The organism is Kitasatospora xanthocidica (assembly GCF_014656195.1).
Classification (GTDB): domain Bacteria; phylum Actinomycetota; class Actinomycetes; order Streptomycetales; family Streptomycetaceae; genus Kitasatospora; species Kitasatospora xanthocidica.
This window is the reverse complement of record NZ_BNBY01000002.1, coordinates 489,012-515,168: the sequence shown is the minus strand read 5'-3', so window position 1 is coordinate 515,168 and position 26,157 is coordinate 489,012. Positions and strand designations below refer to the sequence as shown.

General features: G+C 75.8%; 27 protein-coding genes. 12 read left to right on the top strand and 15 right to left on the bottom strand.

All coding sequences use genetic code 11. The features are described 5' to 3' along the window. Window positions 1-8: 8 nt before the first annotated feature. Both IE332_RS05595 and IE332_RS05590 read right to left on the bottom strand, forming a co-directional pair. A complete protein-coding gene (locus tag IE332_RS05595) occupies window positions 9-710 on the bottom strand; it encodes a DedA family protein (RefSeq protein ID WP_189913944.1) in 702 nt (233 codons plus the stop codon). 152 nt (window positions 711-862) lie between these two features. Next, a complete protein-coding gene (locus IE332_RS05590; RefSeq protein ID WP_189913943.1) occupies window positions 863-1,672 on the bottom strand; it encodes a nucleotidyltransferase domain-containing protein in 810 nt (269 codons plus the stop codon). 200 nt (window positions 1,673-1,872) lie between these two features. On the opposite strand from IE332_RS05590, the gene IE332_RS05585 reads away from it, so the two are divergent. Then, window positions 1,873-3,087: a glycosyltransferase gene (locus IE332_RS05585; RefSeq protein WP_189913942.1), complete on the top strand. Its 1,215-nt coding sequence runs from the start codon at window positions 1,873-1,875 to the stop codon at window positions 3,085-3,087. Between the two features lie 109 nt (window positions 3,088-3,196). On the opposite strand, the gene IE332_RS05580 is transcribed toward IE332_RS05585, so the two are convergent. Then, on the bottom strand, window positions 3,197-4,129 hold the full coding sequence (locus tag IE332_RS05580) for a hypothetical protein (protein WP_189913941.1): 933 nt from the start codon (window positions 4,127-4,129) through the stop codon (window positions 3,197-3,199). Continuing rightward, a complete protein-coding gene (locus IE332_RS05575; RefSeq protein WP_189913940.1) occupies window positions 4,126-4,659 on the bottom strand; it encodes a SigE family RNA polymerase sigma factor in 534 nt (177 codons plus the stop codon). Before IE332_RS05575 ends, IE332_RS05580 begins: the two co-directional genes overlap by 4 nt. A gap of 221 nt (window positions 4,660-4,880) precedes the next feature. Between IE332_RS05575 and IE332_RS05570 the strand changes: the two genes are divergently transcribed. The 3 genes from IE332_RS05570 to IE332_RS05560 all read left to right on the top strand — a co-directional run bounded on the left by IE332_RS05570 (window position 4,881) and on the right by IE332_RS05560 (window position 7,763). After that, window positions 4,881-5,639 carry an alpha/beta fold hydrolase gene (locus IE332_RS05570; RefSeq protein WP_189913939.1) on the top strand — a complete coding sequence of 253 codons (759 nt, stop codon included), beginning with the start codon at window positions 4,881-4,883 and terminating at the stop codon, window positions 5,637-5,639. A gap of 184 nt (window positions 5,640-5,823) precedes the next feature. After that, window positions 5,824-6,555: a dienelactone hydrolase family protein gene (locus tag IE332_RS05565; protein ID WP_189913938.1), complete on the top strand. Its 732-nt coding sequence runs from the start codon at window positions 5,824-5,826 to the stop codon at window positions 6,553-6,555. A 296-nt stretch (window positions 6,556-6,851) separates the two neighbouring features. After that, window positions 6,852-7,763: an urea transporter gene (locus IE332_RS05560; RefSeq protein WP_229928317.1), complete on the top strand. Its 912-nt coding sequence runs from the start codon at window positions 6,852-6,854 to the stop codon at window positions 7,761-7,763. A gap of 172 nt (window positions 7,764-7,935) precedes the next feature. Here the strand turns inward: IE332_RS05560 and IE332_RS05555 are convergent, their stop codons facing one another. Next, window positions 7,936-8,373 (bottom strand): protein-tyrosine phosphatase family protein, encoded by a 438-nt coding sequence (locus tag IE332_RS05555; RefSeq protein ID WP_189913936.1) that lies wholly within the window; start codon window positions 8,371-8,373, stop codon window positions 7,936-7,938. A gap of 25 nt (window positions 8,374-8,398) precedes the next feature. Continuing rightward, entirely contained in the window at window positions 8,399-8,992 is a 594-nt protein-coding gene (locus IE332_RS05550; RefSeq protein ID WP_189913935.1) for a TetR/AcrR family transcriptional regulator, read from the bottom strand. A gap of 96 nt (window positions 8,993-9,088) precedes the next feature. On the opposite strand from IE332_RS05550, the gene IE332_RS05545 reads away from it, so the two are divergent. Next, a complete protein-coding gene (locus tag IE332_RS05545) occupies window positions 9,089-9,808 on the top strand; it encodes an SDR family oxidoreductase (protein ID WP_189913934.1) in 720 nt (239 codons plus the stop codon). Window positions 9,809-9,989: 181 nt separating this feature from the next. On the opposite strand, the gene IE332_RS42175 is transcribed toward IE332_RS05545, so the two are convergent. Further along, window positions 9,990-11,450 carry a helix-turn-helix transcriptional regulator gene (locus IE332_RS42175; RefSeq protein WP_308437528.1) on the bottom strand — a complete coding sequence of 487 codons (1,461 nt, stop codon included), beginning with the start codon at window positions 11,448-11,450 and terminating at the stop codon, window positions 9,990-9,992. A 148-nt stretch (window positions 11,451-11,598) separates the two neighbouring features. On the opposite strand from IE332_RS42175, the gene IE332_RS05535 reads away from it, so the two are divergent. From IE332_RS05535 to IE332_RS05525, 3 genes are all read left to right on the top strand, one after another. Next, window positions 11,599-12,528, top strand: coding sequence for an NADP-dependent oxidoreductase (locus IE332_RS05535; protein ID WP_189913933.1), 930 nt, complete (start codon window positions 11,599-11,601; stop codon window positions 12,526-12,528). Window positions 12,529-12,738: 210 nt separating this feature from the next. Continuing rightward, window positions 12,739-13,530 carry an SDR family NAD(P)-dependent oxidoreductase gene (locus IE332_RS05530; RefSeq protein ID WP_189913932.1) on the top strand — a complete coding sequence of 264 codons (792 nt, stop codon included), beginning with the start codon at window positions 12,739-12,741 and terminating at the stop codon, window positions 13,528-13,530. Window positions 13,531-13,601: 71 nt separating this feature from the next. Next, window positions 13,602-14,159: a 3'-5' exonuclease gene (locus IE332_RS05525; RefSeq protein WP_189913931.1), complete on the top strand. Its 558-nt coding sequence runs from the start codon at window positions 13,602-13,604 to the stop codon at window positions 14,157-14,159. Window positions 14,160-14,219: 60 nt separating this feature from the next. On the opposite strand, the gene IE332_RS05520 is transcribed toward IE332_RS05525, so the two are convergent. Continuing rightward, the gene (locus IE332_RS05520) at window positions 14,220-15,116 is read right to left on the bottom strand and encodes an NAD(P)-dependent oxidoreductase (protein WP_229928316.1); all 897 of its coding nucleotides are present in this window, start codon (window positions 15,114-15,116) and stop codon (window positions 14,220-14,222) included. A gap of 70 nt (window positions 15,117-15,186) precedes the next feature. On the opposite strand from IE332_RS05520, the gene IE332_RS05515 reads away from it, so the two are divergent. Together IE332_RS05515 and IE332_RS05510 are read left to right on the top strand one after the other, a co-directional pair. Then, window positions 15,187-15,693 (top strand): MerR family transcriptional regulator, encoded by a 507-nt coding sequence (locus IE332_RS05515; RefSeq protein ID WP_189913930.1) that lies wholly within the window; start codon window positions 15,187-15,189, stop codon window positions 15,691-15,693. A 4-nt stretch (window positions 15,694-15,697) separates the two neighbouring features. Continuing rightward, window positions 15,698-16,474, top strand: coding sequence for a GNAT family N-acetyltransferase (locus tag IE332_RS05510; RefSeq protein WP_189913929.1), 777 nt, complete (start codon window positions 15,698-15,700; stop codon window positions 16,472-16,474). A 109-nt stretch (window positions 16,475-16,583) separates the two neighbouring features. Here the strand turns inward: IE332_RS05510 and IE332_RS05505 are convergent, their stop codons facing one another. The 4 genes from IE332_RS05505 to IE332_RS05490 form a co-directional block, all read right to left on the bottom strand. Beyond that, entirely contained in the window at window positions 16,584-17,255 is a 672-nt protein-coding gene (locus IE332_RS05505) for an ATP-binding cassette domain-containing protein (protein WP_189913928.1), read from the bottom strand. Next, on the bottom strand, window positions 17,255-18,025 hold the full coding sequence (locus IE332_RS42325; protein ID WP_189913927.1) for an ABC transporter ATP-binding protein: 771 nt from the start codon (window positions 18,023-18,025) through the stop codon (window positions 17,255-17,257). The genes IE332_RS05505 and IE332_RS42325 overlap by 1 nt, the downstream gene beginning before the upstream one ends. Window positions 18,026-18,122: 97 nt before the next feature. Continuing rightward, on the bottom strand, window positions 18,123-20,156 hold the full coding sequence (locus IE332_RS05495; protein WP_189913926.1) for a branched-chain amino acid ABC transporter permease: 2,034 nt from the start codon (window positions 20,154-20,156) through the stop codon (window positions 18,123-18,125). Between the two features lie 6 nt (window positions 20,157-20,162). Next, a complete protein-coding gene (locus tag IE332_RS05490; protein WP_308437527.1) occupies window positions 20,163-20,717 on the bottom strand; it encodes a hypothetical protein in 555 nt (184 codons plus the stop codon). A gap of 288 nt (window positions 20,718-21,005) precedes the next feature. Between IE332_RS05490 and IE332_RS05485 the strand changes: the two genes are divergently transcribed. Together IE332_RS05485 and IE332_RS05480 are read left to right on the top strand one after the other, a co-directional pair. Further along, a complete protein-coding gene (locus tag IE332_RS05485; RefSeq protein WP_189913925.1) occupies window positions 21,006-21,614 on the top strand; it encodes an MTB12 C-terminal domain-containing protein in 609 nt (202 codons plus the stop codon). Then, window positions 21,605-23,047 (top strand): ABC transporter substrate-binding protein, encoded by a 1,443-nt coding sequence (locus tag IE332_RS05480; RefSeq protein ID WP_189913924.1) that lies wholly within the window; start codon window positions 21,605-21,607, stop codon window positions 23,045-23,047. Before IE332_RS05485 ends, IE332_RS05480 begins: the two co-directional genes overlap by 10 nt. On the opposite strand, the gene IE332_RS05475 is transcribed toward IE332_RS05480, so the two are convergent. The 3 genes from IE332_RS05475 to IE332_RS05465 form a co-directional block, all read right to left on the bottom strand. Continuing rightward, on the bottom strand, window positions 22,983-24,215 hold the full coding sequence (locus IE332_RS05475; RefSeq protein ID WP_189914117.1) for a PP2C family protein-serine/threonine phosphatase: 1,233 nt from the start codon (window positions 24,213-24,215) through the stop codon (window positions 22,983-22,985). The genes IE332_RS05480 and IE332_RS05475 overlap by 65 nt on opposite strands. A 201-nt stretch (window positions 24,216-24,416) precedes the next feature. Further along, window positions 24,417-24,839 (bottom strand): MarR family winged helix-turn-helix transcriptional regulator, encoded by a 423-nt coding sequence (locus tag IE332_RS05470; protein WP_189913923.1) that lies wholly within the window; start codon window positions 24,837-24,839, stop codon window positions 24,417-24,419. Window positions 24,840-24,869: 30 nt separating this feature from the next. Next, window positions 24,870-26,153, bottom strand: a complete 1,284-nt coding sequence (locus IE332_RS05465) for a M48 family metalloprotease (RefSeq protein ID WP_189913922.1) — start codon at window positions 26,151-26,153, stop codon at window positions 24,870-24,872. Window positions 26,154-26,157 lie beyond the last annotated feature (4 nt).

The window sequence follows — 26,157 nt, the reverse complement described above, 5'->3', positions numbered from 1 at the left end:
CCGGGTGGTCACCGGGTGCGGCGCTGCTGGGCGGTACCGGCGCCGCCGCGTCCGCCGCTGCGGCCACCGTTGCGCCCGCGGCCGCGCCAGCGCACCGCGACGTACCCGGTGGCGGCCAGCACGACCAGCGCGAGGACCACCTTGGACAGCAGGCCGACGTACGTCTCCACCACGTCCCAGCGGTCCCCGAGCAGGAACCCGGCCATCACCAGCACGCCGTTCCACACCAGGCTGCCCAGCGTGGTGAGCATGACGAACGCGGGCAGCGGCATCCGCTGCACCCCGGCCGGGACGGAGATCAGGCTGCGGAAGATCGGCACCATCCGGCCGAGCAGCACCGCCTTGGTGCCGTGCCGGGCGAACCACGCCTCGGTGCGCTCCAGGTCGGAGACCTTGACCAGCGGCAGCCGGGCCCAGATCGCGTGCATCCGCTCCCGGCCGAACAGCGCGCCGAACCAGTAGAGGACGACGGCGCCGAGGACGGAGCCGAGGGTGGTCCAGGTGAGCGCGGAGGCGAGGCTGATCACGCCCTGCCCGGCGGCGAAGCCCGTCAGCGGCAGGATCACCTCGCTGGGCAGCGGCGGGAACAGGTTCTCCAGGGCGATCGCCAGGCCGGCGCCGGGGCCGCCCAGGGTGTCCACCAGGTCGGCCGCCCAGCCTGCGAAGCCGTCGGCGGGCTGCTGGGCGACGGCGAGGACGATGTGCGGCATGCGGGTCTCCCGGGGAGGTCGAAGTGGATGACTCCCACGCTAGGAACCGCAGCTCAGCGCCGGTATGGGGGTTTCCGGCGAGCCGGCTGCGGTTTTCCGCACCCCGGCACCCCGCGGAGAACCGCAGGGGCGGGCGACCGGCCGAGGACGGCTCAGCCGGCGAGTGCCGCGACGGTCTCCCCGGCCAGCTCCCGCGCCCGGGCGACCGTCGCCGCCAGCTCCGCCGGTGTGCCGCCGGGCGCGGCCAGCAGGGCGCGTACGCGCGGGCCGAAGTCCGGTGGGGCGGCGGCGAGTCGCTCGGCGACGGCCAGGGCGCCCTTCTCGTTGAGGCACCACCGGCGGTCGTGCGCGTACAGGGCCTGGACCAGGACGCCGAACGCCCGGGACAGGCAGAGCGAGACGTACAGGGCGTCCGCGCCCGCGCCGCCGGCGCTCTTCGCGGCGACGTCGAGCAGGAACCCGGCCTCCCAGGCGGCCGCGGTCAGGGCCCCGCGGAGCGGCTCGGGGTAGGCCGAGGTCTGCTCCTTGAGCCGGGTCAACTCGCCCGTGGGGTCGGCCAGTACCTGCCCGTACGCGACTTCGCCGGCGTAGCAGGGCGACCAGAAGCCGAGCGGATGGCCCGGTTGCACCCCGACCTCGTAGCGGCCCTCCCGGCAGTCCGTCCACACCTGCTCGACCCGGTCCAGGTCCCGCAGGATCCAGTCCACGGCGACCCCGTCGACCCGCAGCCACGCGCCGCCGTTCACCCACGGACCCCAGCCGCCCGGCCCGGCCAACTCCACCCCGGGGCCGGCCAACTCCCGTAGCCCGTCCAGGTCGAGCTCACCCCGGTAGTACACCCCGAGGTCCCAGTCCGACCCCGGCCGGTGCTCGCCGCGAGCCCGGCTCCCTCCGAGCATCACGCCCACCACGCCCGGCACCGCGGCCAGTTGCCCGGCCATCTTCTCGATGATCGTTCGCATGGACAGAGTCTGACAGAGACTGACGGAGACTGACGGAGCGAAAGACGCAGAGGGGAGAGGGGTGAAGGGGTCGGGGGAGGTGGACTCACTCCCCGTCATGCTCAATGTATAGCGCACGAAGGGGCTTGCGGCAAGGCCCCGGTCATACCGCAGAATCACCAACTCAAGGCCGGGACCAGCGAAAACGGGAGAGTCACGAAGTGCGTGTGGTGTTGTCGACGTATGGATCGCGCGGGGACGTCGAACCGCTGGCGGGGCTGGCACTGCGACTGCGGGAGCTGGGCGCGGAGGTGAAGGTGTGCGCGCCGCCGGACGAGGAGTTCGCGGCGCGGCTGGCCGAGGCCGGGATCGACCTGGTGCCGGTCGGGGAGAGCGTGCGCGCACTGGTGAGCGGGCCGCCGCCGGCGCCGGGGGATATCCCCAAGCGGGCGGCCCGGCTGGTCGAGCAGTTCTACGAGGCCGTGCTGGCGACGGCCGAGCCGGACGGCGCCGTGGTGGCGACCGGGCTGTTCCCGGCGGTGGCCGGCGCCCAGGCGGCGGCCGAGAAGCTGGGCGCGCGCTTCGTGTGCGTCGCGCTGCAGCCGCTCATGCTGCCCTCCCCGCACCACCGGCCGTTCGAGTACCCGATGATGCCGTACCCGGCGGATGTGACGGACAACCAGGAGCTGTGGGACCTCAACATCGGGGCGATGAACGCGCTCTTCGGCGAGCCGGTCAACTCCCACCGGACGGCCGTCGGGCTGCCGGTGGCCGAGAACGTCCGCGACCACGTCCTCACCGACCGCCCGTGGCTGGCCACCGACCCCATGCTCGACCCGTGGCGGCTCCCGGCCGACCGCGAGGTGGTGCAGACCGGCGCCTGGATCCTGCCGGACGACCGCCCGCTCTCCGCCGAGCTGGAGGCCTTCCTGGCGGCCGGCGAGGCGCCGGTGTACGTCGGCTTCGGCAGCATGCCGCTGCGTGACGCGGCGTACGCCGCCCGGGTGGCCGTCGACGCGGTCCGCGCGCAGGGCCGCCGGGTGCTGCTCGGCCGCGGCTGGGCCCAGCTGGCCGAGGTCGACGGCGCGGACGACTGCTTCGCCGTCGGCGAGGTCAACCAGCAGGCCCTGTTCCCCCGGGTCGCCGCCGTCGTCCACCACGGCGGCGCGGGTACCACCACCACCGCCGCCCGGGCCGGCGTGCCCCAGGTCCTCGTCCCGCAGATCGTCGACCAGCCGTACTGGGCGTCCCGGGTGGCCGAGCTGGGCATCGGCGTCGCCCACGACGGCCCCGTCCCGACCGTCGACACCCTGTCCGCCGCGCTCGCCCGGGCCCTCGCCCCCGCGGTCCGCGAGCGGGCGGCGGCCACCGCCGGCGAGCTGCGCACCGACGGGGCGGCCGTGGCGGCGAAGCTGCTGATGGACGCGGCGGGCTGAGGACGGCCCGCGACGGGGCGTGCGGGAGTGGGAGGTCGGTCCCGCCGACTTCCCACTCCCGCACGGGTCAGGACGCCGGTGTCCTGACACCGGCGTCAGGAGGCAGGCGTCAGGAGGAGGGCTCCGTCAGGTACTTGGCTCCGGCGTCGGGAAGCTTCGTGCCGTTCTTGTCGAAGAACTGCCAGGACTTCGCCCGCATCGTCCCCGGGCGGGGGATCACCATGTGGCGGGTCGGGGAGTCGCCGACGGTGACGGGCGTGGGCTCGGTGGTCGTGCCGTCCTCCCAGGTCACCAGCACGCGGCCGACGTCGGGGCCGATGGACAGGTGCACCAGGTCGAGCGGGATCACGGGGACGTCGTCCTTGCCCCGGTGGCCGACCAGACCGCCGCCGAAGGTGTTCGCCATCCGCGGGTCGAGCTTGCCCGGGGACGGCGTGACGCCCTCGCTGTCGTGGCCGAGGCGCACCCCGTCCACCATGACGTAGGTGTTGATGACATCGGAGTCGGGGTCGTAGTAGTGCAGGACGAAGTCCTCCGTGGGCTTGGTGACGACCGGGTCGTAGGGGGCGCGCTCCTGCCACACCGCCAGCGCCTGCTCGTACGCCCGCTCCTTCGGCGCCACCGGCCAGAGCGCCTGCCAGAGCTCCCAGGTCTTGCCGTTGACGACGCCCTTCCCGAGCCGGACCCGGATCGGGCTGAACGGATCGCGCACGCCCGGGACGATCGCGCCCACCGTCACCGCCGGCTCCGGCTGGGCGGCCGCGGCTCCGGCACCGGCTCCGGCTGCGGCGGGGGCGGGGGCGACCGAGGCGGCCCGGGCGGCCGCCGGGTCCGGCCGCAGCTGCGCCAGCGCCCCGCCCGTCAGGGCCACCACCGAGGCCAGCGCCACCGCGCCGACCACCGTACGGCGGCGGTGCCGCAGCCGGCGGCCGCCCGCCAGGATGTCCGCCACCGGCGCCGGGCCGATCCGCGCACCGTCCGCCGCCTCGGCCAGGCCCAGGCCGATCCACGGGTCCTTGCCGTGCTCCACGTCCGCGCTCATACCACTCCTCCGATGTGTGTCGTGTCCTTGAGCCCCACCAGCTCCGTGACCTGCCGCAACCGCGCGATGCCCTTCGCCGCGTGGCTGCGCACCGCGCCCACCGAGCACCCCATGGCGGCCGCCGTCTGGCTGTCGCTCAGGTCCTCCCAGTGCCGCAGCACCACGGCCTCCCGCTGGCGCGGCGGCAGGGTGGCCAGCGCCGTCATCAGCGCGCCGCGCTGGTCGGCCCGGGCGAACCCGCCCTCCACGCCGACCGCGTCCGGCACCGCGTCCACCAGCAGCTCCGGCGGCCGGCGCCGCCAGCGGCGGGCGTGCTGGTTGACCAGGATCCGCCGCACGTAGGCGTACGGGTCGTCCGCCCGGCGCACCTTCGACCAGGCCGCGCAGGCCTTCTCCGCGGCGGACTGCACCAGGTCCTCCGCCGCGTACTGCTCACCGGCCAGCAGGTACGCCGTCCGCACCAGGCGAGGCCAGACCGCGACGATGAACGCCTGGATCTCCTCGTCCCGCCCGTTCTTCGGTTCTCCCATGAGCACCTCCTCACCCACCCAGAGCCCGGGGGCGGCCGGAAGCGCTTACTCCCGCCCGGGCCCGTCTCGTCCGTCTCGTCCGTCTCGTCCGTCTCCGATGAGCACGGACGGCGGGGGCGGTGGGGATCGACGGGGCTCGGTGGGGTTCGGTGGAGGGGGTTCGCCGCGGCCGGGAAAAAATCCCTTGGGGATCGGCGGGCGGGCCGCTAGCATCCGACCTGATGATCATTTCTCATGACGTAGCAGGCAGTGGGCCCGCCGTGGTGCTGCTGCACTCCTCGGTGTGCGACCGACGGATGTGGGACGCGCAGTGGCAGCCGCTGCTCGACGCCGGGTACCGGGTGGTGCGGGCGGACTTCCACGGGTTCGGCGAGACGCCGCTCTCGGAGGTCCCGTACAGCGACTCCCGGGACGTCCTCGCCCTCCTGGACCACCTGGGCATCGAGTCCGCGGCGCTGGTCGGCGCCTCGCACGGCGGGCGGATCGCCCTGACGGTGGCCGCGCTGCGGCCGCGGGCCGTCACCGCGCTGGCGCTGCTGGCGGCGGGCATGCCCGGGCACGAGCCCAGCGAGACGCTGCGGGCGTTCGGCGGGCGCGAGGACGAGCTGATCGAGGCCGGGGACATCGACGGGGCCGTCGCGCTGAACGTCGACACCTGGCTCGGCCCGGAGGCCGGCGCCGAGGTGCGCGAGAACGTCCGGCGGATGCAGCGGCACGCGTTCGACGTGCAGATGGAGGCGACCGTCGGCCCGGACAAGGAGGAGGTCGACCTCTCGCTGGTCACCGCCCCGACGCTGGCCGTCGGCGGCGCGCACGACCTGCCGGACTTCCGGGAGATCGCCGCGACCCTCCCGACCGTCCTCCCGAACGCCCGGCACCTGGAGCTGCCGTGGGCCGGCCACCTGCCGAGCCTGGAGCGGCCGGAGGAGACGACCGCGCTGCTGCTGGACTTCCTGAAGGAGAACGCGGCCGCGCAGTAGCGGCCGGGACGTACCAAGGCCGAGGAGTGGGACGTCGGATCCGCCGACTTCCCACTCCTCGCCGCTTGTGCGGCCGTGTTGCCGCCGCGGTGACTGTCCTGCGCCGCCCGGAACCCGGCGGCGTTCACCGGCCGAGTGCGCGATCGGCCGGACTCGAACGTGTGTCGGGGGCCATGATGGCCGGGTGGACTTCACCTCGGAGATCGGCTCGGACGGCGTCGCGCAGCGCGGCTTCACCCTCGGCGGAGTGCCCGGAGTGCTCTGGCAACCGGACGGACCGCCCCTCGACGGGCGGCCGTTGGTGCTGCTGGCGCACGGCGGCGGCGGGAACCGGCTGACGGTCGCGGAGCGCGCCCGGCGGTGTGTCCTGCGGTACGGCTTCGCGGCGGTGGCGCTGGACGCGCCGGGGCACGGGGAGCGGCCGCGCACCGCGCAGGACGAGCGGTTCGTCACGGAGATCGGGGAGTTGCTGGCGGCCCGCCGCCCGATCAGCGCCTGGGTGGCGAGGCACACCGCGGCCCTCGCGGAGCGGGCGGTGCCCGAGTGGGTGGCCGTCCTGGACGCGCTGGGCGCGGTGGGGGAGGGCCTCGGGCCGGTCGGGTTCTGGGGGCTGTCGCTGGGCAGCGTGGTCGGGATCCCGCTCGCGGCGGCCGAACCGCGGATCTCCGCCGGGGTGTTCGGGCTGGCGGGCCACCCGGCGCAGGCGGAGGCGGCGCAGCGGGTGGGCGTGCCGCTGGAGTTCGTCGTGCAGTGGGGCGACGAGCTCGTCCCGCGCGAGGGGGCGCTGGCGCTGTTCGGCGCGTTCGGCTCGCGGGAGAAGACGCTGCACGCCAACCCCGGGGGTCACCTGGAGGTGCCGGACCACCAGGTGGCGGCCTCGGAGCGGTTCCTGGTCCGGCATTTGGGCCGCGAGTAAAATTTCGCAAAGAAATTCCTGGTGGAGGGGCCCTTCGCGCCCGGCCAGCTTCAACAAAATGTTGCAGATCAGCTGCCCTGTGGTGACGCTCCGCCGATCCGGCGTAGCGCGCCGTGTGCGCCCGTGCCCGCATTCCGCGGCTGTACGGTTCCGGGGGAATCGCCGGGGGTGGCCTGCAACCGCACCGGCCGTACCGGGAATTGGTGCGAGGTATGGGGCAGTACAAGGGAGGGGAGAGAGCGGTCGAGGCCGTTCGTCCGACATCCGCATCCGTGATCGGATCCGGACCTCTCAGGGTGGTCGCCGAAGTCCTGCGCGGCGTCGCGCAGGTCGACTTCATGCCCTCCGTGGTGTGCGGGGCCCTCTTCGTGGCCGCACTGTTCGCGGCCGGCCCGGCGTACGGGCTCTACGGCCTGCTCGGCAGCGCCGTCTCCACCGCCGTCGCGTACGGGCTGGGGCTCGACCGGCGCGCGGTCGGCATCGGGCTGCACGGGTACAACGGCTGCCTGGTCGCGCTCGGTTGCGCCGTCCTCCTCGGCGGCGGGCGGCCGGCCACGGTCGCGGTGGCGGTCCTCGGGTCCGCCGTCGTCGTGGTGGTCACGGCCGGGCTCGGGACCGTCCTGTCGACCTGGCGGCTCCCGGCGCTCACCGCGCCGTTCTGCCTGGTCTCGACGGCCCTCGCGGCCGCCGCCCCGGGCCTGCGACGGCTGTGGCGCGGCGCGGCCGAACCCGCCGCCCTGCCGGTGGCCGCCGTCGGGGAGACCGGGCTGGGCTGGGACCGGCTCTGGCGCGGGTTCTTCGCCAACATCGGCCAGGTCTTCCTGCTGCCCCAGTGGTACGTCGGCCTGCTGTTCCTGGCCGGCCTGTTCGCGGCGAGCCGGCTCGCGGGCGTCATGGCCTGCGCCGGCAGCGCCACCGCACTGCTCACCGCCTGGGCGTTCGGAGCGCCCGCCGAAGCCGTCGGGCAGGGACTGCTCGGCTACAGCGGCGTGCTGGTGGCCCTCGCGCTCTGCGGAGTGTTCGTCGCCCCGAGCGCCTGGAGCGCGGGCTACGCCCTGCTCGGCGCGGCCACCGCCACCGTACTGACCCCGGCGCTCGACGCGATCTGCGCGCCCTTCGGCGGGCACGCCTTCACCTGGCCGTTCGTGCTGACCGCGATGCTGTTCCTGGCGGCCGTACCGGCCGTTCCCCGGCTGCGCCGGGTCTGAACCTCCGTCCGACTCCCTCGCACTTCACCTGAGGGGCCGTTCGCCGGGCCGTCCGTCGGGGTCGTCCGTGGGGGGTCGTCCGTCGGGGCCGTCCGTCGAATCCGTCCGTCGAATCCGTCCGTTGGGTCCGACCGTCGGGGCCGTTCGGAGGCCGGGGGTCTCGTTCGGCCGCCTACGCCAGCCGCTCGACGAACTTCCGCTGCCACGGCGTCTCGACGGCGTGCCGGCTGTAGTGCTCCCGTACGTAGGCGACCGCCTCCGCGGCCGGGACGCCGTCCAGGACGGCGATGCAGGCGAGCGCCGTGCCCGTGCGTCCGCGCCCGCCCGCGCAGGCGAGCTCGACGCGTTCGGTCGTGGCGCGCTGCCAGGCGTCGCGGAAGGCGTCGGCCGCGTCCGCGCGGTCGCCCGGCAGCCGGAAATCGGGCCAGCGCACCCAGCGGTGCTCCCACTCGATGTCCTGCGGCGGCCGGCCCAGCAGGTAGAGGCCGAAGGCGGGCCGGGGCCCGGGCGGCAGCGGACGGCTCAGGCCGCGGCCGCGCAGGAGGCGGCCGGAGGGCAGCCGCAGGAGGCCGGGGGTCTCGGGATCCCAGGTGGTCGGCCGGTCGGTCATGTCGCCCCTCTCCGATTGGACGTCGTCAGTTGCCACCGTAGGTCAGCACGCCGACCAGCTCCTCGACGAGCAGGTCGTCGAGCTCCTGTCCGGTGGCCAGCAGCCGGTACCAGACGACGCCGAAGACCAGGTCGACGGCGGTGCCGACGGACAGGCCGGGCGGGAGTTCGCCGCGCAGCCTGGCCCGGTCGAGCAGGGCGCCGAGCGCGTCGCGTCGCGGCCGCAGGAAGGACGCGCGGAACCGCTCGCCGAACGCGGGGTCGATCTGCGCCTCCGCCATGAGCGCGCGCAGTCCGGCGGCGACCTCGGGGCGGCGGCCCAGCACCATGCTGGCGCGCAGGAACTCCCGCAGGTCGGCCGGGTGGCTGCCGGTGTCGGGCACCGGCACGTACAGGTCGGCCTTGGTGGCCAGTGCGTCCATCAGGACGTCGGCCTTGGCGGGCCACCAGCGGTAGATGGTCTGCTTCCCGGTGCCCGAGCGGGTCGCGATGCCCTCGATGGTGAGGGCGGCGTAGCCGACCTCGGCGAGGAGCTGGAAGGCGGCGGTCAGGATCGCCAGTCGGCTCTCCTCGCTGCGCTTCCGGCCGGGGCGGGGGAGATCTGCTCGTTGCTCGGTCACGGTCGGCACGCTACCGTAATTCGAGACGAGACGTCACGGTTCGAAATTGCCGTCGGCATCGGACCTGGAAGTTTTCCATCGGGGAGATGAGCGTTCGTGAACAAGCACACCGCACTGGTCGTCGGCGGGACCTCCGGAATCGGGCTGGCCACCGCGCGCCGGCTGCACGGCCTCGGCGCCGCCGTCCACGTCGTCGGCCGCGACCAGGAGAAGCTGGCAGCCGTCGCCGGCACCGACCCGGAGCTCGCCGGCCACCGGGCCGACGGCGGCGACCGGGCGCAGATCGCCGGGGTGATCGAGTCGATCGGGCGGATCGACTGGCTGGTCGTCACGCTCGCCGGCAGCGAGGGCCCCGGCCCGATCGCCGACCTGGACCTCGCCATGCTGCGCCGCGCCTTCGACGCCAAGTTCTGGGGACACCTCACCACCGTCCAGGCCGCCCTGCCGCACCTCGCGCCCACCGGGTCGATCACCCTGCTCGGCGCGACCACCGCCCGCTCCGGCATCCCCGGCACAGCCGGCATCGCGGCGATCAACGGCGCCGTCGAAGCCCTGGTCAAGCCGCTCGCGGCGGAGCTGGCGCCGATCCGGGTCAACGGCGTCTCCCCGGGGCTGGTCGACACGCCCTGGTGGAACGGGCTGCCCGAGGAGGCGCGGAAGGCCTACTTCGCCCAGGCCGCCGAACAGCTGCCCGCCCGGCGGGTCGCCACCGCCGAGGACATCGCGGACGTGGTGGTGCTGGCGGCGACCAACCGCAACCTCACCGGCACCGTCATCGAGGCGGACGGCGGGGCCCGGCTGGTCACCCTGGGCTGAGCTCCGTCCGCGATGTCGGCGGGATGCGCGGGGCTCCCCGCGGTCCGACCGCGCGGTCCGCCCCCGCCGTCCGGCCACGCTGCCCGACCGCGCCGTCCGGCCACGCTGCCCGACCGCGCCGTCCGGCCACGCTGTCCGACCGGGCCGCCCGGCGGGGCGGCAGGGCGGGGGCGTTCGGGGCTCAGGACGCCACGTGGAGCCCCACCGTCCCGTTCGGCAGCCCGGCGCGGTGGGCCAGGGCCGCCGCCTCGCCGCGCGAGGCCACGCCCAGCTTCGCCAGGATGTTGGCGACGTGGAACTTCACCGTCGACTCGCTGATGTGCAGCGCCGCGGCGATGTCGCGGTTGCGCCGGCCCTGGGCGAGCTGGTCGAGGACCTCCGACTCGCGCGGCTGGAGGCCGGCCAGGGGATCGGAGACGAGGGCGGGCTCGGGGAGGGTGAGCGGCAGGTCGACCGTCACCGTGGTGCCCCAGCCGGGGACCGCCTCGACGGTGCAGCGCCCGCCGAGCGCGGCGATGCGGTCGGCGGTGCGGTGGACGGCGAGGGCGTCGACGGCCAGCACGCCCAGGCCGTCGCCGCGGACCACCGCCCGTAGCGCGTCGTCCGCGGTGAACTGCCAACTCACGTGCAGGCGGCCCGGCTTCTCCTGTTCCAGCATCAGCAGGACGGCCGCCCGGACGGCGTCCCGGGCGGTGTGCGCGGCGTCGGCGGGCACCGAGCGGGCGGCCTCGGCCGGAGGCGCCGCGTCCAGCCGCACCCGGGTGTGCCGCAGCAGCGGACGCAGCTCCCGGGCGAGCCGGGCGAAGGCGGCGTCGGCGGGCTCCTCGCTGAGCGCGCGGTCCAGGTCGGCGCCCCGGCGCAGGTCGAGCAGGGCGGTGACGGCCAGCTCGGTGGCGCTGCGGCGGGCCGTCGCGTCGTCCAGGTCCGCCGAGCGCAGCGGCGCCAGGATCGCGCTGAGCGCCGCGCTGTGCGTGCCGGTGAACTCGGCGATGGCCCGGGCGCGGGCGTTGGCCGAGACGCGGGAGGCCGCCGCGTTCCTGGGCCCGGCGTCGGTGGAGCGGTGGTCGGAGTGGGCGATGACCAGCTCCCACAGCTGCTGCAGCACGGCGAGCGCCCCCGGCGGCACGGGTGCGGCGTCCGCCCGGACGAGGACGAGGACGGCGCCGTTGCCGGTGGTCGGTCCGCCGGTGGCGGGTCCTTCGGTGGACGGTCCGGTGCCGCCGTCCGGGGTGGCGCCGGCTGATGTGCCGCCGTCCGGTGTGCCGCTCGGGGTGGCGGTGACGACGACCACCGGCCGGGTGCGGCCCGCGAGTTCGGCCTCGCCCTGCCAGGGGCGGCCCGCCGAGGTGGTCGCGGTGGTCCGCTCGGCCAGCCGGGACAGCTCCAGGCTGCTGATGCCCTCGGTCAGTTCGGGCAGGCCGTGGGCGTGCGTGGGGGAGAAGGTGCAGACGCCGCTGAGCTGGGCGATCGCCACGTGCGGCACGAGGGTGCCGAGCGTCCGGGAGAGGCGGGGCAGGATGTCCGGCCGTGGCGCGCGCAGCACCTCGACGGCCCGCGCCAGCGCGTCCTCGGGGCGGCCCCAGGCCTCCTGCCACCGCTCGTCCGCGCCGCTCGTCCCGTTCACGCCGTCCGCACCATCCATGGCGCCGAGTCTAGTCCGGTCACGACCGGACCCACCTGGCCGTTCGGACAGGTCGAACCGTCCGAAAGGCTTGGTCCCCGACCCTGGCACCGGGTCCAGGATGGGAACCGACGGACAGACCAACTCGCAGAAACCCCAAGGAGCTTCCATGACCAAGGCGATCGCCTTCCACGAGTACGGAAGCGCGGACGTGCTGCGTCCGATCGACATCGAGCTGCCCGCCCCCGGGCCCGGCCAGGTGCGGGTCGCGGTCCGCGCCGTGGGCGTCAACCCGCTGGACCACAAGGTGCGCAGCGGTGCGATGGCCGGGATCTTCCCGGTCACCTTCCCCGCCGTGCCCGGCTACGAGCTGGCCGGTGTGGTGGAGGCGGTCGGCGAGGGCGTGAGCGGCTTCGCCCCCGGCGACGAGGTGTTCGGCGCCGTGATGGGCGGCGGCTACGCCGAGCACGCCCTGGTGCCCGCCGCGATGCTCGCCCACAAGCCGGCCTCGCTGGGCTGGGCGGAGGCCGCGGCGATCCCGGTCGCGGCCGAGACCGCCGAACGGTCGCTGGCGCTGCTGGGCGCGCAGGCCGGCGAGACCCTCCTGGTCCACGGCGCCGCGGGCGGGGTCGGCACGGTGCTGCTGCAGTTCGCCCGGGCCCGCGGGATCACCGTCATCGGCACCGCGAGCGAGGCCAACCACGACCACCTGCGCGAGCTCGGCGCGATCCCCGTGACGTACGGCGACGGCCTGGCCGAGCGGGTGCGGGCCGTCGCCCCGGGCGGGGTGGACCGGGCCTTGGACGCGGCCGGGAAGGGCGATGTGCTGCCGCTGTCCGTCGAGCTGACGGGCAGTACGGGCCGGGTCCTGACCATCGCCGACTTCGAGGGCGCGCAGAAGTACGGCATCCGCGTCACCGGCGGCTCCGACGGCGTCGAGTTCCACCACCAGAACGCCTACGCCGCCGCGATCGCCCTGCACGAGGCCGGCACCCTGCGGCTGCCGCTGCACCGGGTGTTCCCGCTGGCGGAGGCGGCCGAGGCGCAGCGGATCAGCGAGCTCGGGCACCTCCGGGGCAAGATCGTCCTGACGGTCTGACGGTCTGACGGCCGGCGCTCCGCCGCCTGGGTCCGTCCCGGGCCGGGCGGCGGAGGTTCTTTCGGTAGCAGCCCTCAACACCTCTCCGCGGCAAGGCTGTTGTGATCTCCCTCCGGCGTATCCGGGGTGCCAGCCGTCCTTCGACACGCCGAGCGCGGGTGGCCGGTGGAACCCCGGTGTCCGGGCCGTCCGGTGGGTAGAGTCGCGTCCATGGTGACGGTGGACGCGGCGGGGAGTCGCGCGGGCGGCCGGCTGGCCGGTCGCTCCTGCGTGGTGACGGGTGCGGCGAGCGGCATCGGGCGGGCCGTCGCCGAGCGGTTCGTCCGGGAGGGCGCGTCGGTGGTGGCCGCCGATGTGGACGCGGCCGGGCTGGACCGGCTGGCCGGTGAACTCCCGGGCGCTGTCAGCACGGTGGTCGGTGACGTGGCCCGCGACGAGGACGCCCGTCGGATGATCGAGGCGGCCGTGGAGCGGCACGGCCGGCTGGACGTCCTGGTCGCCAACGCCGGGGTGATCCCGCTGATGGAGATCACCGAGGCCACCGCCGAGGACTGGGACCGCGTGATGGCCGTGGACGGCCGCGGCATGTTCCTCACCTGCAAGTACGCGATCCGGGCGATGACCGCCCAGGAGCGGCCCGGCGGCGCCATCGTCTGCCTCTCCTCGATCTCCGGCGAGGCCGGCCAGCGCGGCCAGGCGGTGTACGGGCCGGCCAAGTTCGTCGCCTCCGGCCTCACCAAGCACCTCGCCGTCGAGTGGGCCGACCGGGGCATCCGGGTCAACGCGGTCGCGCCCGGCACCATCACCACCGAACGCGTCGCCCGGCTGCGCGACGAACCCGGTGGCCCCGAATACCTCGCGGCCATCGAGAAGCTCCACCCGATGGGCCGCCTCGGCGCGCCGGCCGAGGTCGCCGCCGCGGTCCTGTTCCTGGCCTCCGACGAGGCCTCCTTCATCACCGGCACCGTACTGCCGGTCGACGGCGGGTACTTGGCGCAGTAGGGGCGCGCCGACCGGTCGCCCGGCGAAAACCGGGTGACCGGCGGCGGGTGCCGCTCCTACGCTCGCTCGCCATGGACGTCAACGCGCACCTGCTGAACGTGGTCGATGTCGAAGCGACCTGCTGGGAGGGGCAGCCGCCGCCCGGCCAGGTGAGCGAGATCATCGAGATCGGGCTCACCGTCGTCGACCTGCGCGCGGGTGAACGCCTCGCCAAGCACCGGCTGCTGGTGCGCCCGGCCCGGTCGGAGGTGAGCCCGTTCTGCACCGAACTGACCGGTCTGACCCAGGCCGAGGTGGACGGCGGCCTCTCCTTCGCCGAGGCGTGCCGGACTCTGGCGGGCGCGCACCGGGCCGGCTCGCTCCCGTGGGCCAGCTGGGGCGACTACGACCGCAACCAGTTCACCCGCCAGTGCCGGCAGACCAGCGCGGAGTACCCCTTCGGCCACCGCCACACCAACGCGAAGGTGGTCTTCACCGCCTCCTACGGCCTGCGCCGACGTCCCGGCATGGCCCAGGCCCTGACCGTCGCCGGCCTGCCCCTGGAGGGCCGGCACCACCGGGGCGACGACGACGCGTGGAACATCGCCGCCCTGGTCCTGGACCTCGCCGCGCGCGGGGACTGGCCGTAACGGGCCGGTGGGACGTACCGGTGAGACGGGCCGGCTCGGCGGGCCGGCCCGGTAGGCCGGTCACCGGACGGAGAGCCGTTCCACCAGGGCGGACACCCCGTCCGGTCCGTGCCCCGCGTCGACCGCCCGGCGGGTGAGGGCGAGTGCGGCGTCCAGGACGGAGGTGTCCAGGCCGCGGGACCGGGCGGTGTGCGCGACATGGGCCAGTCCGGCCGCGGCGGAGGCCAGGGTGCTGTGGTCGCCCGGGTGCCGGTGCTCGTCCGCACGCCGGGCGAAGTCGTCGATCAGCGGCGGCAGGATGCGGGGCAGGCCCTGGGCGTACGGGGCGAGTTCGGCCCCGGAGATGCCCTCGGCGCGGGCCAGGGCCAGGGCGTGGACCCAGCCGTGCACGGTGGTCCAGAACAGGTCGAGCAGGGCCGCGTCGAAGGCCGCCGCCCGTCCCGGGTCGGTGCCCACGTGGCGGACGGTGCCCAGGGCCCGGAGGGTGTGCTCGTGCTCGGCGAAGGCCGCGGCGTCGCCGCTGACCAGGACGGTGCCGCCGGGGCCGCCGATGGTCGGGGTGGGGGTGAGGATCGCCGCGTCGAGGATGCGGTAGCCGCGGGCCCCGGCCTCGACGGCGTCGGCCCGGGCGTCCTCGGGCGTGATCGAGGTGGCGTTGACGACCGTCCGGCCGCGCAGCGCCTCCCCGGCGGCGTCCAGGACGGCCCGGGCGGCCGTCCGGTCGCGGACGCAGAGCAGGACCAGCGGGGCGTCCGCCACCGCTCCGGCGGCGGTGGCGGCCGGTCGCGCGCCGAGGGCGAGCGGTTCGGCGTCCCGGCCCGGCGTGCGGTTCCAGACGGTGGTCGGATGGTCCGCCGCGCGCAGCGCCCGGACCAGGGCCCGGCCCATCGGGCCCAGGCCGAGTACGGCAACGGCGGTGCGGGGGGAGGGGGTTGAGGAAGACCGTTCGTTCGGCACGGCGGTTACGCTAGACCTTCACGCCGACGGCAGAGTCAAGGCGGACGGCCGACCGAACGAGGTGCCCGCGATGCGGATCGGAGAACTCGCCCGGCGAACCGGGGCCACGCCGCGCGCCCTGCGCTACTACGAGGAGCAGGGCCTGCTCACCCCCGAGCGCCGCCCCAGCGGCTACCGCGAGTACGGCGAGCCGGACGTGGCCGCCGTCCACGGCATCCGCACCCTCCTCGCGGCCGGCCTCAACAGTGCCGTGATCGCCGAGATCCTCCCGGGTCTGCCGCCGCCCGGAAGCCGCGGGCCCGGCCCGACCTGCCCGGAACTGCTCGCGGGCCTGGCGGCGGAACGCGCCCGGATCACCCGGCAGATGGACGAACTCGCGGCCGCCCGGGCGCTGTTGGACGCCATCATGGGGGCGGAGGCGCCGAGCTCGGTGATCCTGGCGGGCCGGGAGCCGGCCGGGCCGTCCGCACGCTCCTCCGCCGGGCCGTCCGCACGCTCCTCCGCCGGGCCGGCCGTCCGTGCGGAGCCGGCCGGGCGGAAACTCGGTGGCGCCCGTTCCCGGGCCGTGCTGGAGTGAGCGGATGGATCATGACGAGGTACTCGCCCTGTTCGACGACCGGGTCCGGCGCGGCGCACGGCCCGACGGCCCCGCGGCCGACGTCGAGCGCGACGGCGCGGTGGTGCGGCAGGTGGGCGGGGCGACCGGCTGGAACGGCGTGGTGTGGTCCGGCCTGGACGAGGCCGGGGCGGACGCGGCGATCGCCGCGCAGGTGCGCCACTTCACCGGCCTGGGCCTGGAGTTCGAGTGGAAGACCTACTCCCACGACCGCCCCGCCGACCTCGGGGACCGGCTGCGCGCGGCCGGGTTCACCCCCGAACCGGACGAGGCGCTGATGATCGCCCGGATCGCCGACCTGCCCACCGAGGTCGTCCTGCCCGAAGGCGTCCGGCTGCACCCGGTGACCGACCCGGCCGAGGTCGACCTGATGATGGAGGCACACACCCAGGCCTTCGGCCGTGACCTCCCCGGCCTGCGCGAACAGATGCTCGACCACCTCCGGCACGGCAGCGACACCCTCTCCATGGTCGTCGCCCTCGCCGGCGACCGCCCGGTCTCCGCGGCCCGGATGGAACTCAACCCCGGCACCGGCTTCGCCGGCCTCTGGGGCGGCGGCACCGCCCCCGACTGGCGCGGCCGCGGCATCTACCGCGCCCTCGTCGCCCACCGCGCCCGCCTCGCCGCCGACCTCGGCTACCAGTACCTCCAGGTCGACGCCAGCGACGACAGCCGCCCCATCCTCCAGCGCCTCGGCTTCGCCCGACTGAGCACCACGACGCCGTACGTCTACCGCCCGTAGCGGGCCCGCCCGCTCTCCGGGGCGTGGGCCCTTCGGCCCGCGCGCTCTCCGGGGCGTCGGCCGGGCCCCCGGCTCGGCGCGGCCTCGCGCCGGGGGTGGGAGGGGCCGGTCACCGGGGGGTGGCGAAACGTTTCGGCAGGGGCTCCCCGGGTTCGCCGGAGAAGGCCACCTCGCCGCGGTGCAGCACGTGGACGACCGCCGCCCCGGCGAGGGTGCGCGGCAGCGACTGCGCGGCCAGGACGACCGTACGGCCGTCGGTGGCTGCGGCCAGCAGGTGGGCGTGGAGCCTGGCGGCGACGGCGGGGGCCAGGCCCCGCTCGGGTTCGTCGAGCAGGAGGAGGGCCGGGCACGCCGCCAAGGCCCGTCCGACGGCGACCAGTTGCTGCTGGCCGCCGGAGAGGGTTCCGGCCCGGCGGGGCAGCAGGGGGGCCAACTCCGGGAAGAGCTCGATCACTTCGTCGTGGCCCGGACCACCGAGGCCCAGGTTCTCGGCGACGGTCAGTGACCCGAACACCCCGCGCTCGGCCGGGACGAGGGCCAGCCCCCGGCGGACCCGCTGGTGCACCGACAGCCCGCCGAGGTCCCGGCCCCGCCAGAGCGCCTGCCCGCCCGACAGCGGGACGACCCCGGCCAGGGCGTGCAGGGCGCTCGTCCGCCCGGCGCCGTTGCGGCCGAGCAGGACGGTGACGGCGGCGGACGGGAAGGCGAGGTCGACACCGTGCAGGGCCTCCAGCGGGCCGTACCGGACCCGGGCGGAGCGGAGAGCGGCCTCGACCGGCATCAGCCCACCGCCCCCCAGGCCCGGGTGACGCGGGGGTCGGCGAGGACGGTCGCGGTCGGGCCGGCCGCGACCATCCGGCCGGCGGCCATGGCGTAGACGGTGTCGGCGAGTTCCGCGACCAGCTCGGCGTCGTGCTCCACCAGCAGCAGCGCCATCCCGCGCTCGGCGAGGCCCCGCAGCACCGACACCAGCCGGGCCGTCTGGGCGGCGTCGAGACCGGCGGCCGGCTCGTCCAGCAGCAGTACCCGGGGCCCGCCCGCCAACGCCCGGGCCAGCTCCACCAGCCGCAGCACGCCGGTCGGCTGCGCCCCGGCCGGCTCGGCGGCAAGGCCCTGCAGCCCGAACAGCCGCAGCGCCTCGACGGTCCGCTCCGCCACGTCCCGGGCCTCGGCCCGGCCGGCCGGGCCGGTCCGCCCAGCCCGCCCGGTCCGCTGCTCGGCGCCGACCCGGACGTTGTCGGCCACCGAGAGGGTGGGGAAGACGGCGATCTGCTGGAACGTGCGCGCCAACCCGAGCCGCACCCGCCGGTGCGCAGGCAGCCCGGTGACGTCCCGCCCGCCCAGCAGCACCCGTCCGGCGTCCGGGCGGACCGTTCCGGCGAGGCAGTCGAACAGGGTGCTCTTGCCCGCCCCGTTCGGTCCGACCAGCGCGGTGATCCGCCCCGGCCGCGCCACCAGGTCGACCCCGCCCACCGCCTCGATCCCGCCGTAGCGCCGCACGACGCCCCGTGCGGTCAGCCGGGCGGCGGGACGGTCATGAGAGTTGTTCATGGCGCGCCCGATGAGAGTCGCTCATGGCATGCCCCATGAGACTTGCTCATGGCCGCGCCCCATGAGAGTTGCTCATGGCATCCCCCATGAGAGTTGCTCATGAGGCCCCGTCCTCCCCGGTCTTCCGTACCCGCCCCGCCTGCCTCGTCGCGATCGCCGCCCGGACCCGCCGCCCCGTCGGGCTGAGGCGGGACGGCGGGAGCGCCGGGAGCGCCGGGGGAGGCCGGCGGCGGGGGACGGGCAGGGCCGCGAGACCGCCGGGGAGGCGGCCGATGGCGGCGGCCAGGGCGCCGACGGCCACGGCGGAGACCCCGGCGACGGTGCCGGCGTCGAGGCCGATGAGGAGGGCGGCGGCCAGGACGGCGGCGAGGGCGCTGTCGGCGCCGGCCACGACGACGGCCGCGAACCAGAGCAGGCCGCGCACCGGATCGAAGGCGGCGGGGTCGAAGGCGCGTCCGGCGAGGCCGATCAGTCCGCCGCCGAGAGCGGCCAGGGCCGCGCCCGCGACGAAGGCGAGGAGCTTGAGGCCGGGGACGTCCACGCCCGCCGCGACCGCGCCCGGCTCGTGGTCCCGCATGGCGGTCAGGGCGCGGCCGAGGCGGCCCCGGTGCAGGGCCCGGACGGTGAGCAGGCCGAGACCGAGGAGGAGGAGTTCGGCGAGGTAGAACGCGCGGTCGCCGGCCAGGAAGGACGGGCGGTCGAGCACCAGCCCGGTGGTGGCGTACGGCTGCTGGAAGACGAAGCGGCTCATCGCCGTGCCCACCGCGAAGGTGACCAGGGCGAGGGCGAGCCCGCGTCGGCGGATCGCGGGCCAACCGGTGAGCAGGCCGAGCGGGGCGGTGGCGAGGACGGCGATCAGCAGCGCGGGCGCGGCGGGCAGCGACGGCACGCCGGGTACCCGGCCGGACATCAGCAGCGCGGTGCCGAGCGCGCCGAGGCCCGCGTACCCGGCCTGGCCGAGCGAGATCTGCCCGCCGTAGCCGGTGACCACGACGATCGACAGCAGGACGAGCGCGAGCGCGGGCACCAGCAGGGCGCTGCGCAGGTCGTTGCCCCGGAAGCCGAGCGGCAGCAGGAGCAGCACCAGGCAGACGGCCCCTGCCAACCGTCCGCTTCCGCCGGCCCCGCCGCCCCCGGCGCGCTCGTCACCCGTACGGCGGACCGCGAGTGGCGCGGCCCCGGCCCCTTCCCCGGCCCCTTCCCCGCCGATGCGTGGCCCGGCGAGCAGGGCGGTGGCGAGCAGCGCGACCACGAACAGGTTGGACTGCACCGCCTCGACCAGCGGCAGCAGCTGTCCGGACGGGCGCAGCCGGGTGAGTTCGGCCTGGGCGATGCCGAGACCGAGCCCGGTGGCGACGGCGACCGGGATGCTGCGCAGCCGGGCGGCGACCGCGACCGCCATGGTCTCCATCACCAGCAGCGGCAGCCCGTACGGGTCGAGCAGCAGGTACGGGGCGAGGGCGATGCCGACGAGTCCGGCGGTGAAGGTGCCGAAGGCCCAGCCGGCGGCGGAGACCCGGTCGGCGTCCACGCCGGTGAGGGCGGCGAGGCGGCGGTCGTCGACGACGGCGCGCAGTCGCAGGCCGAAGCGGGTCCACCGGGTGGCGGCGAAGACGGTGAGACCGAGGAGGAGGATGGCGGCGAGCTGGGCGACGGTGTCGGGCCGCAGGCCGTGTCCGCCGGGCAGCCGGATCGCGGCGCCGCCGAGCGGGGAGGGCGCGCCGGCCAGGGGTGCCGCGCCCCACAGCAGCACGGCCACGCCGATGAGCAGGACGAACACGCCGAGCCCGGCGACCATGGTCTCGGCCGGTCCGGCGCCGCGCCGCTGGAGCGGGCGGTAGACCAGCACGTCGAGCAGTACGCCGAGCGCGGGGGCGACGAGCAGCAGGCAGCAGGCGACGGCGGGCCAGACCGGCCAGTGCCGCACCACGACGAGGTCGCGCAGCAGGTAGGCGACGGCCATGGCCTGGGCACCCTGGGCGATGTTGAGCACCCCGGTGGCGCGGTGGCAGACGACCAGGCCGATGCCGCTGAGAGCGGCGGCGCTGCCGACGGTGAGCCCGGCGAGCGCGAGGTCGACGGTGAGGCCGAGCGAGTCGGTGGTGGTGGCGAGCTGGGCGGCGGCGGTCACGGGCGGTCAGCCGGCCGGCGGGGCGGATTCGCCCGGACGGGTGGCGGGGTCGGGGCCGGGGTCGGAACCGGAACGGGAGCCGGGGTCAGGGCCGGGGTCAGGGCCGGGGCCCGTGGCGGGCGGTGAGCAGAGCGGGCAGGGCGTCAGGCCCCGGGCCTGGACGGCGGCCGCGTCCACGGGTGCGGCCCGCGCCTTGCCGGTGACCAGCGGACAGTCCGGGCGGTGGTAGCGGGTGCCCTCGGGGACGGCCAGCCACCCCTCGGGCGGCCGGGTGCCGGGCGGAGCGGCATCGGGCGGAGGGGCATCGGCCGGAGGGGCGTCGGGTGGTCCGTCATGGGGCGGCCCGTCGTCGGACGGTTCGACGAGCAGCTCGTACAGCCGTTCCACCCGCCGGTCCGTCAGCTCCCGGCGTTCCGGCGGGGACGGGGGCCGCAGGGCGACCAGGAGGGTCCCGGCCACGATCAGCGCCGCGCCGGGGATGGTGGACGAGGCCAGGTAGGGGACCTGCTGTTCGACGAAGCGCTCGCCGGAGACCCCGTACCAGCCGAGCACGCACAGCACGGCGCCGACCGCGACGAGCAGCCAGCCGGCCCACTCGCGCGCACCCCGGAGCGCACTGCCCCGGAGCGCACCGCCCCGGAGCGCACCGCCTCCGTACGCACCGTCTCCGCGCGTACCGCCCCGGACGGGGGAACCCTTCGGGGCGTTACGAGTGATTTCTCCCTCGGATTGCGATTCGTCCATGGATCCGCCTTCATGGTGTCACTTGAGACGTTTCCAGGATCGGCCTGGAACAGCATCCGGGAGACCGTGAGACCGGCCCGGGCGGCGCAGTCGAGAGGGAACACCATGCACGTGACGCGAAGCGGCACTCCCACGGGCGGCGGCCGGCCCCTGCGGACGGCGAGTGTGCTGCTCGCCCTGCTGCTGGCGGGCGCGGCGGCCGGGTGCAGCAGCGGTAAGTCCGGTTCCTCGGCCTCGTCCCCGGCGAGCGCGAGCGCGAGCGCGAGTGCCGGCGCCAGCGCCAGTGCGAGTGCGAGCGCCAGTACCGGCGCGAGCGCCGCCGCGAGTCCCAGCGGTACCGCCCCCGCCGACCCGGTCGCCGCCAAGACGGAGATCACCGCCAACTGGGAGAAGTTCTTCTCCCCCGACACCCCGATCCCCGACAAGGCCAGGCTGCTGCAGGGCGGTGACGTGCTGCTCCCGGTGCTGCAGGGCTTCTCGCAGGATCCCCGGGTGGGCCAGGTGCAGGCGAAGGTCTCGGACATCGCGTTCACCGACGCCGCCGACGCGAACGTCACCTATGCGCTGTCGCTCCAGGGCACGGTGGTGGAGCCGAGCGCGTCCGGTCAGGCCGTCCTGGAGAGCGGTACCTGGAAGGTGTCGCGGTCGACCCTGTGCGGTCTGCTGACCCAGGCCGGCGGTGCCAGCGGTACCCCGATCCCCGGATGCAGCTGACCGCCCGCGCGCGGTGCCGGGCCGTCGACGCGTTCGCGCGCCGGCGGCCCGGACGCGTCCCGGCGGTGCTCTGCGCCCTTCTACTGTGCGCCGTGCCGCTGGCGGGCTGCGGCACCAGGCTGCCCGAGGGCGCCTTCGCCGCCCGCGCCACCCGCACCGCCGGAGCCACCGGCGGCACCGAAACCACCGGGGCCACCGGAGCCACCGCGGCCGCCAACCCGGCCTCCGACACCGGGGTCTCCGCCACCGAGATCCGGATCGGCGTCGTCACCTCGCTCACCAGCCCGGTCGGCAGCGAGGCGTTCAGCGGCCCCCGGTACGGCGCCCAGGCGTTCTTCCAGGCCCTCAACGACCGCGGCGGCCTGCACGGGCGCACCGTCCGGCTGGTGACCTGCGACGACGGCGGCAGCGGCGTCGGCAACCAGGACTGCGTGCACCGGCTGATCGACCAGGCGCACGTCTTCGCCCTCGTCAGCGGCAGCGTCCTCGACTACGCGGGCGCGCCGTACGTGAGCGGCAAGGCGGTGCCGGACGTCGGCGGCCAGCCGATCGGCACGGCGTACGACCGCTGGCCGCACCTGTACGGGATCTACGGTAGCGGCGCCCCGCGCGACGGGCGGTCGGTCGGCTGGAACGGGACGCTCTACGCGAGCACCGAGGTGTTCCGTTTCTTCAAGCAGCGCCTGGGCGCGGGCAGTGCCGCCGTGGTCGCCTACAACCAGGCCGACTCGGCCCGCTACGCCGGGCAGCTGAAGGCCGGGCTGGAGGCCGAGGGCTACCGGGTGCTGCTCCAGACGGTGGACTTCGCGCTGCCGAACTTCCAGGCGGTGGCCGCGGCCGTGCGCGCCGACGGTTCGCAGCTGCTGTTCGACGCCATGGACGGCCGGGGCAACGCGGCGCTGTGCCGGGCGCTGGACGAGTCCGGGGTGGCGGTCGCGGCGAAGGTGACCACCGTGCAGAACTGGTCGGAGTCGGTGCGCGACGACTACCGGTCCTCGCCGAACTGCCGCAACGCGCTCTGGGCGACCTCGTCGAGCCTGAACTACGAGGACGAGCAGTACCCGGCGGTCCGCGACTTCCGGGCCGCGATGGCCCGCTACTTCCCGGACCGGGCCGGGCGGCTGTCCGCCTGGGAGCTGGAGGGCTGGGCAGGCGCGCAGTGGCTGGCCGACGCCGTGGACTCCTGCGGCGCCGCGCCGACCCGCTCCTGCGTGGAGGCGTTCATGAACCGCGCCGAGCCGTACGACGCCCACGGCCTGATCCTGCCCGCCTCCTTCGTCCCGCAGCCGCCGCCCACCGGGCCGGCCCGCGCCTGCCTGAACGCCGCCCGCTGGCAGGACTCGGCGCAGGGCGGGCGGGGCGGCTGGGTCACCCAGGTGCCGTCGATGACGACGAACTGCTTCGATGTGCCGCAGCTGCCGTACCGGCCGTAACCGCGGCGGACCCGATGCCGGCGGCGGGCCCGAGGCCGATGGCGGACCCGAGCCCGGCCGTGGCCCCGAGGCCGGCCTGCGAGCGGCTCCCGTGCGGTCCGTCGTCCGGGAGCCGCTCCACCAGGACCATGGCGGCGTCGTCGTCCAGGTGCCCGCCGACGTGGGCGAGCAGGTCGTGGTGGAGGCGGTTCAGCAGGGCGGCGGGGCGGTCGGCGCTCCAGGCGGCGACGCGCTCGGCCAGCGGGTAGAAGCGCCGCTGGGAGTCCCGGGCCTCGATCACGCCGTCGGTGTAGATCAGCAGCCGGTCGCCGGGGCGGAACGGGAAGGTCTCCACCTCGTACGGCGCCGGGGCGAGCTCGCCCAGGCCCAGCGGCGGGGCGGGGCGGCGGGCGGCGAGGGTGGTGATGCCCTCGGGGCGCAGCAGCAGCGGGGGCGGGTGGCCGCAGTCGATCAGGCGGACCGGTGAGCCGTCGTCGGGGATGTCGAGCAGGACGGCGGTGATGAAGGACTCGCCGGACTCGTAGCCGTCCTGCCGGGCCTGCTCGGCGAGCTGGGCGAGGTCCCAGCTGACGCTGCCGTCCAGGTAGGCGGCGAGGTCGGGAAGCTCGGCGTGCAGGTGGGCGGCGGCGCGGAAGGCGCCGAGCAGCAGGGCCGCGTCGCCGAGCGAGGACAGCCCCTTGCCGCGGACGTCCCCGACCAGCAGCCGGGTGCCGGTGGCGGTGCGGGCGGCCGCGTACAGGTCGCCGCCGACCTGTGCCTCGGCCTCGGCTGCCAGGTAGACGGAGGCCAGGTGCAGTGGCCCGATCCGCTCCGGCAGCGGGCGCAGCAGCACCCGCTGGGCGGCCTCGGACACCGAGCGGACCCGGGCCAGTTCGCGCTCGTGCCGCTCGCGCAGCACCCGCAGGCCGACGATCAGCACCGAGACGACGATCTGGGCGCCCAGCTGGGTCTCGTGGTTGGCCGTGGTGAGGCCGTCCCGGGCGAGGCCGATGACGGTCAGCGCGGCGAGAGCGAGCAGGGCGACCCCGGTGGTGGCGCGCGGGCCGGCGAAGGAGGCGGTCAGCGCGGGGGCGACGATCAGCAGCGGGCCGAGGTGGACGTCCGGCGGGGAGAGCACGTCGACGACGGTGATCAGGGCGATCAGCGCGAGCGTCAGCACCGTCAGCACCCGGGGGTCGGGTCGCCAGGTGCGGCGGCGGTCGGGGGGATGCGGGGCGGACGGCGGGTGCGGCGCATCGGGACGCTGCCGGAGGGGCACCTCTCCTCTGTACACCGTGGGGGCGGCGGGGCGCACCCCGAGACGGCGGCGGGTTCGTCCGTTGACCGGCTGCCCCGCCGTTGCCCCGGGTGGCGGCCCGGTCAGCCCGGGTCAGCCCTCTTCGCCGTAGCGGGCCAGGTAGTCGGCGAAGCGGGCGACGTCCTCGTCGGACCAGTCGGTGAAGCGCGCGGTGAAGGACAGCCGGCGCTGCTCGTTGGCGTCCCGGAGCAGGGTCAGCCCGGCCTCGGTGGCGCGCAGGATCTGGCCGCGCTGGTCGTCCGGGTCGGCCTCGCGGGCCAGCAGGCCGAGTTTCTCCAGGGCGGTGACCTGGCGGCTGACGGTCGACTTGTCGAGCATGAAGTACGCGGCCACGTCGGCGGCGCGGCAGCCGCCGCGCTCGGTGATCAGGTCGAGGATGCTGTAGGTGACCAGGGAGAGGTCGGGGTGCAGCTGGGAGGCCTTGTGCCGGGCTCGGCGGGCGAAGGCGGTCAGCTCGCGCTGGATGGTGTCGATGGACGACTGGCGGCCGGGCACGGCGGTCCTACCTCCTCGAGATTTGTTGCACTATACAACGGATTCTCCCGGGGTCGCGCGGCGCTCCGGCACGGGCCCTCCCCGGGCGGCCTGCCAGGCGCGGGCGGCGGCGATCCGACGGCTCGCACTCGGGTGAGTGGCGAACAGTAGCTCAAGCAGCCTCGGCGGGTCGACATCGGAGACGTTCGCCAGTGCCAGTCTGCGCTGCATGGCCACGAACTGCTCGGCATCACCCGTCAGTTCGAGCGCGTGCCGGTCCGCCCGGGCCTCGATCCGGCGGCTCACCGCACTCTGCGCCGGCCCCGACAGCGCACCCAGCAGCGCGGCGAGCGCCGCCAGCAGCGGCAGTGCCCGGGGGTCCGCCGCGTCCGTCGCCCCCGCGGCGTCCAGCAGCGGGCGCCAGGCACCCAGCAGACCGAGCACGGCCACCGCGACCGCCGCCCCGACCGCGCCCAGCGCGGTGCCGACCGGCACGTCCCGGTGCTTGACGTGGCCCAGCTCGTGCGCGACCACCAGCTCCACCTCGCGCGGCGCGGCGGTGGTCAGCAGCGTGTCGTACACCACGATCCGGCGGGTCGCCCCGAACCCGGACACGTACGCGTTGAGCGCGGTCGTCCGACGGGAGGCGTCCGCCACCAGCACGTCCCGCACCCGGACGGCGTCCCGCTCGGCCAGCGCCAGCAGCGCGGTGCGCGGCCCGCCCTCCGCCATCGGGGTGAAACGGTTGAACACCGGCTCGATCAGCAGCGGGTGGAGGAAGGAGAGGACGGCCGTCAGCAGCGCCGCCGCGCCCGCCGCCGGCAGCCACCAGCGCCGCGGCGACCACGCCGTCAGCGCGAACAGCCCCAGCACCAGCGGGAGGACCAGGACGAGGGCGAGCGCCAGGCTCCGCAGCGCGTCCAGCGCCCAGCCGGCCCAGCCCTGGGTCACCAGCCCGAACCGGGCCCGGACGGCGCGCGCCCCGGCGCCGAACGGCAACTGCAGCGCCTGCCCGAGGACCACCAGCGCCGCGGCACCCGCCAGGACCCCGGCCGTACGGGAGCCGCCGAACCACCGGCCGGTGGCGGTGACCAGGGCGGCGCCGGCCGGGGTGAGGCCGAGCAGCAGCGTCAGCGCCAGCCCCGCCAGCCGGCCGCCCAGCGCCCACGGCAGCTGGGCGCGGCGCAGCGCACGGCCGCGGGCGCGCTCGGCGGGGGTGAAGTCGGGGGCGTCGGGGTCGCCGACGGGGGCGTCGGGTCGGTCGCCTGCGGGTCCGTGGCCGGTGGGTCCGTTGCCGGCGGCGGGGCCGGGGGTGGGGCCGGGGGTGGTGTCCATGGGC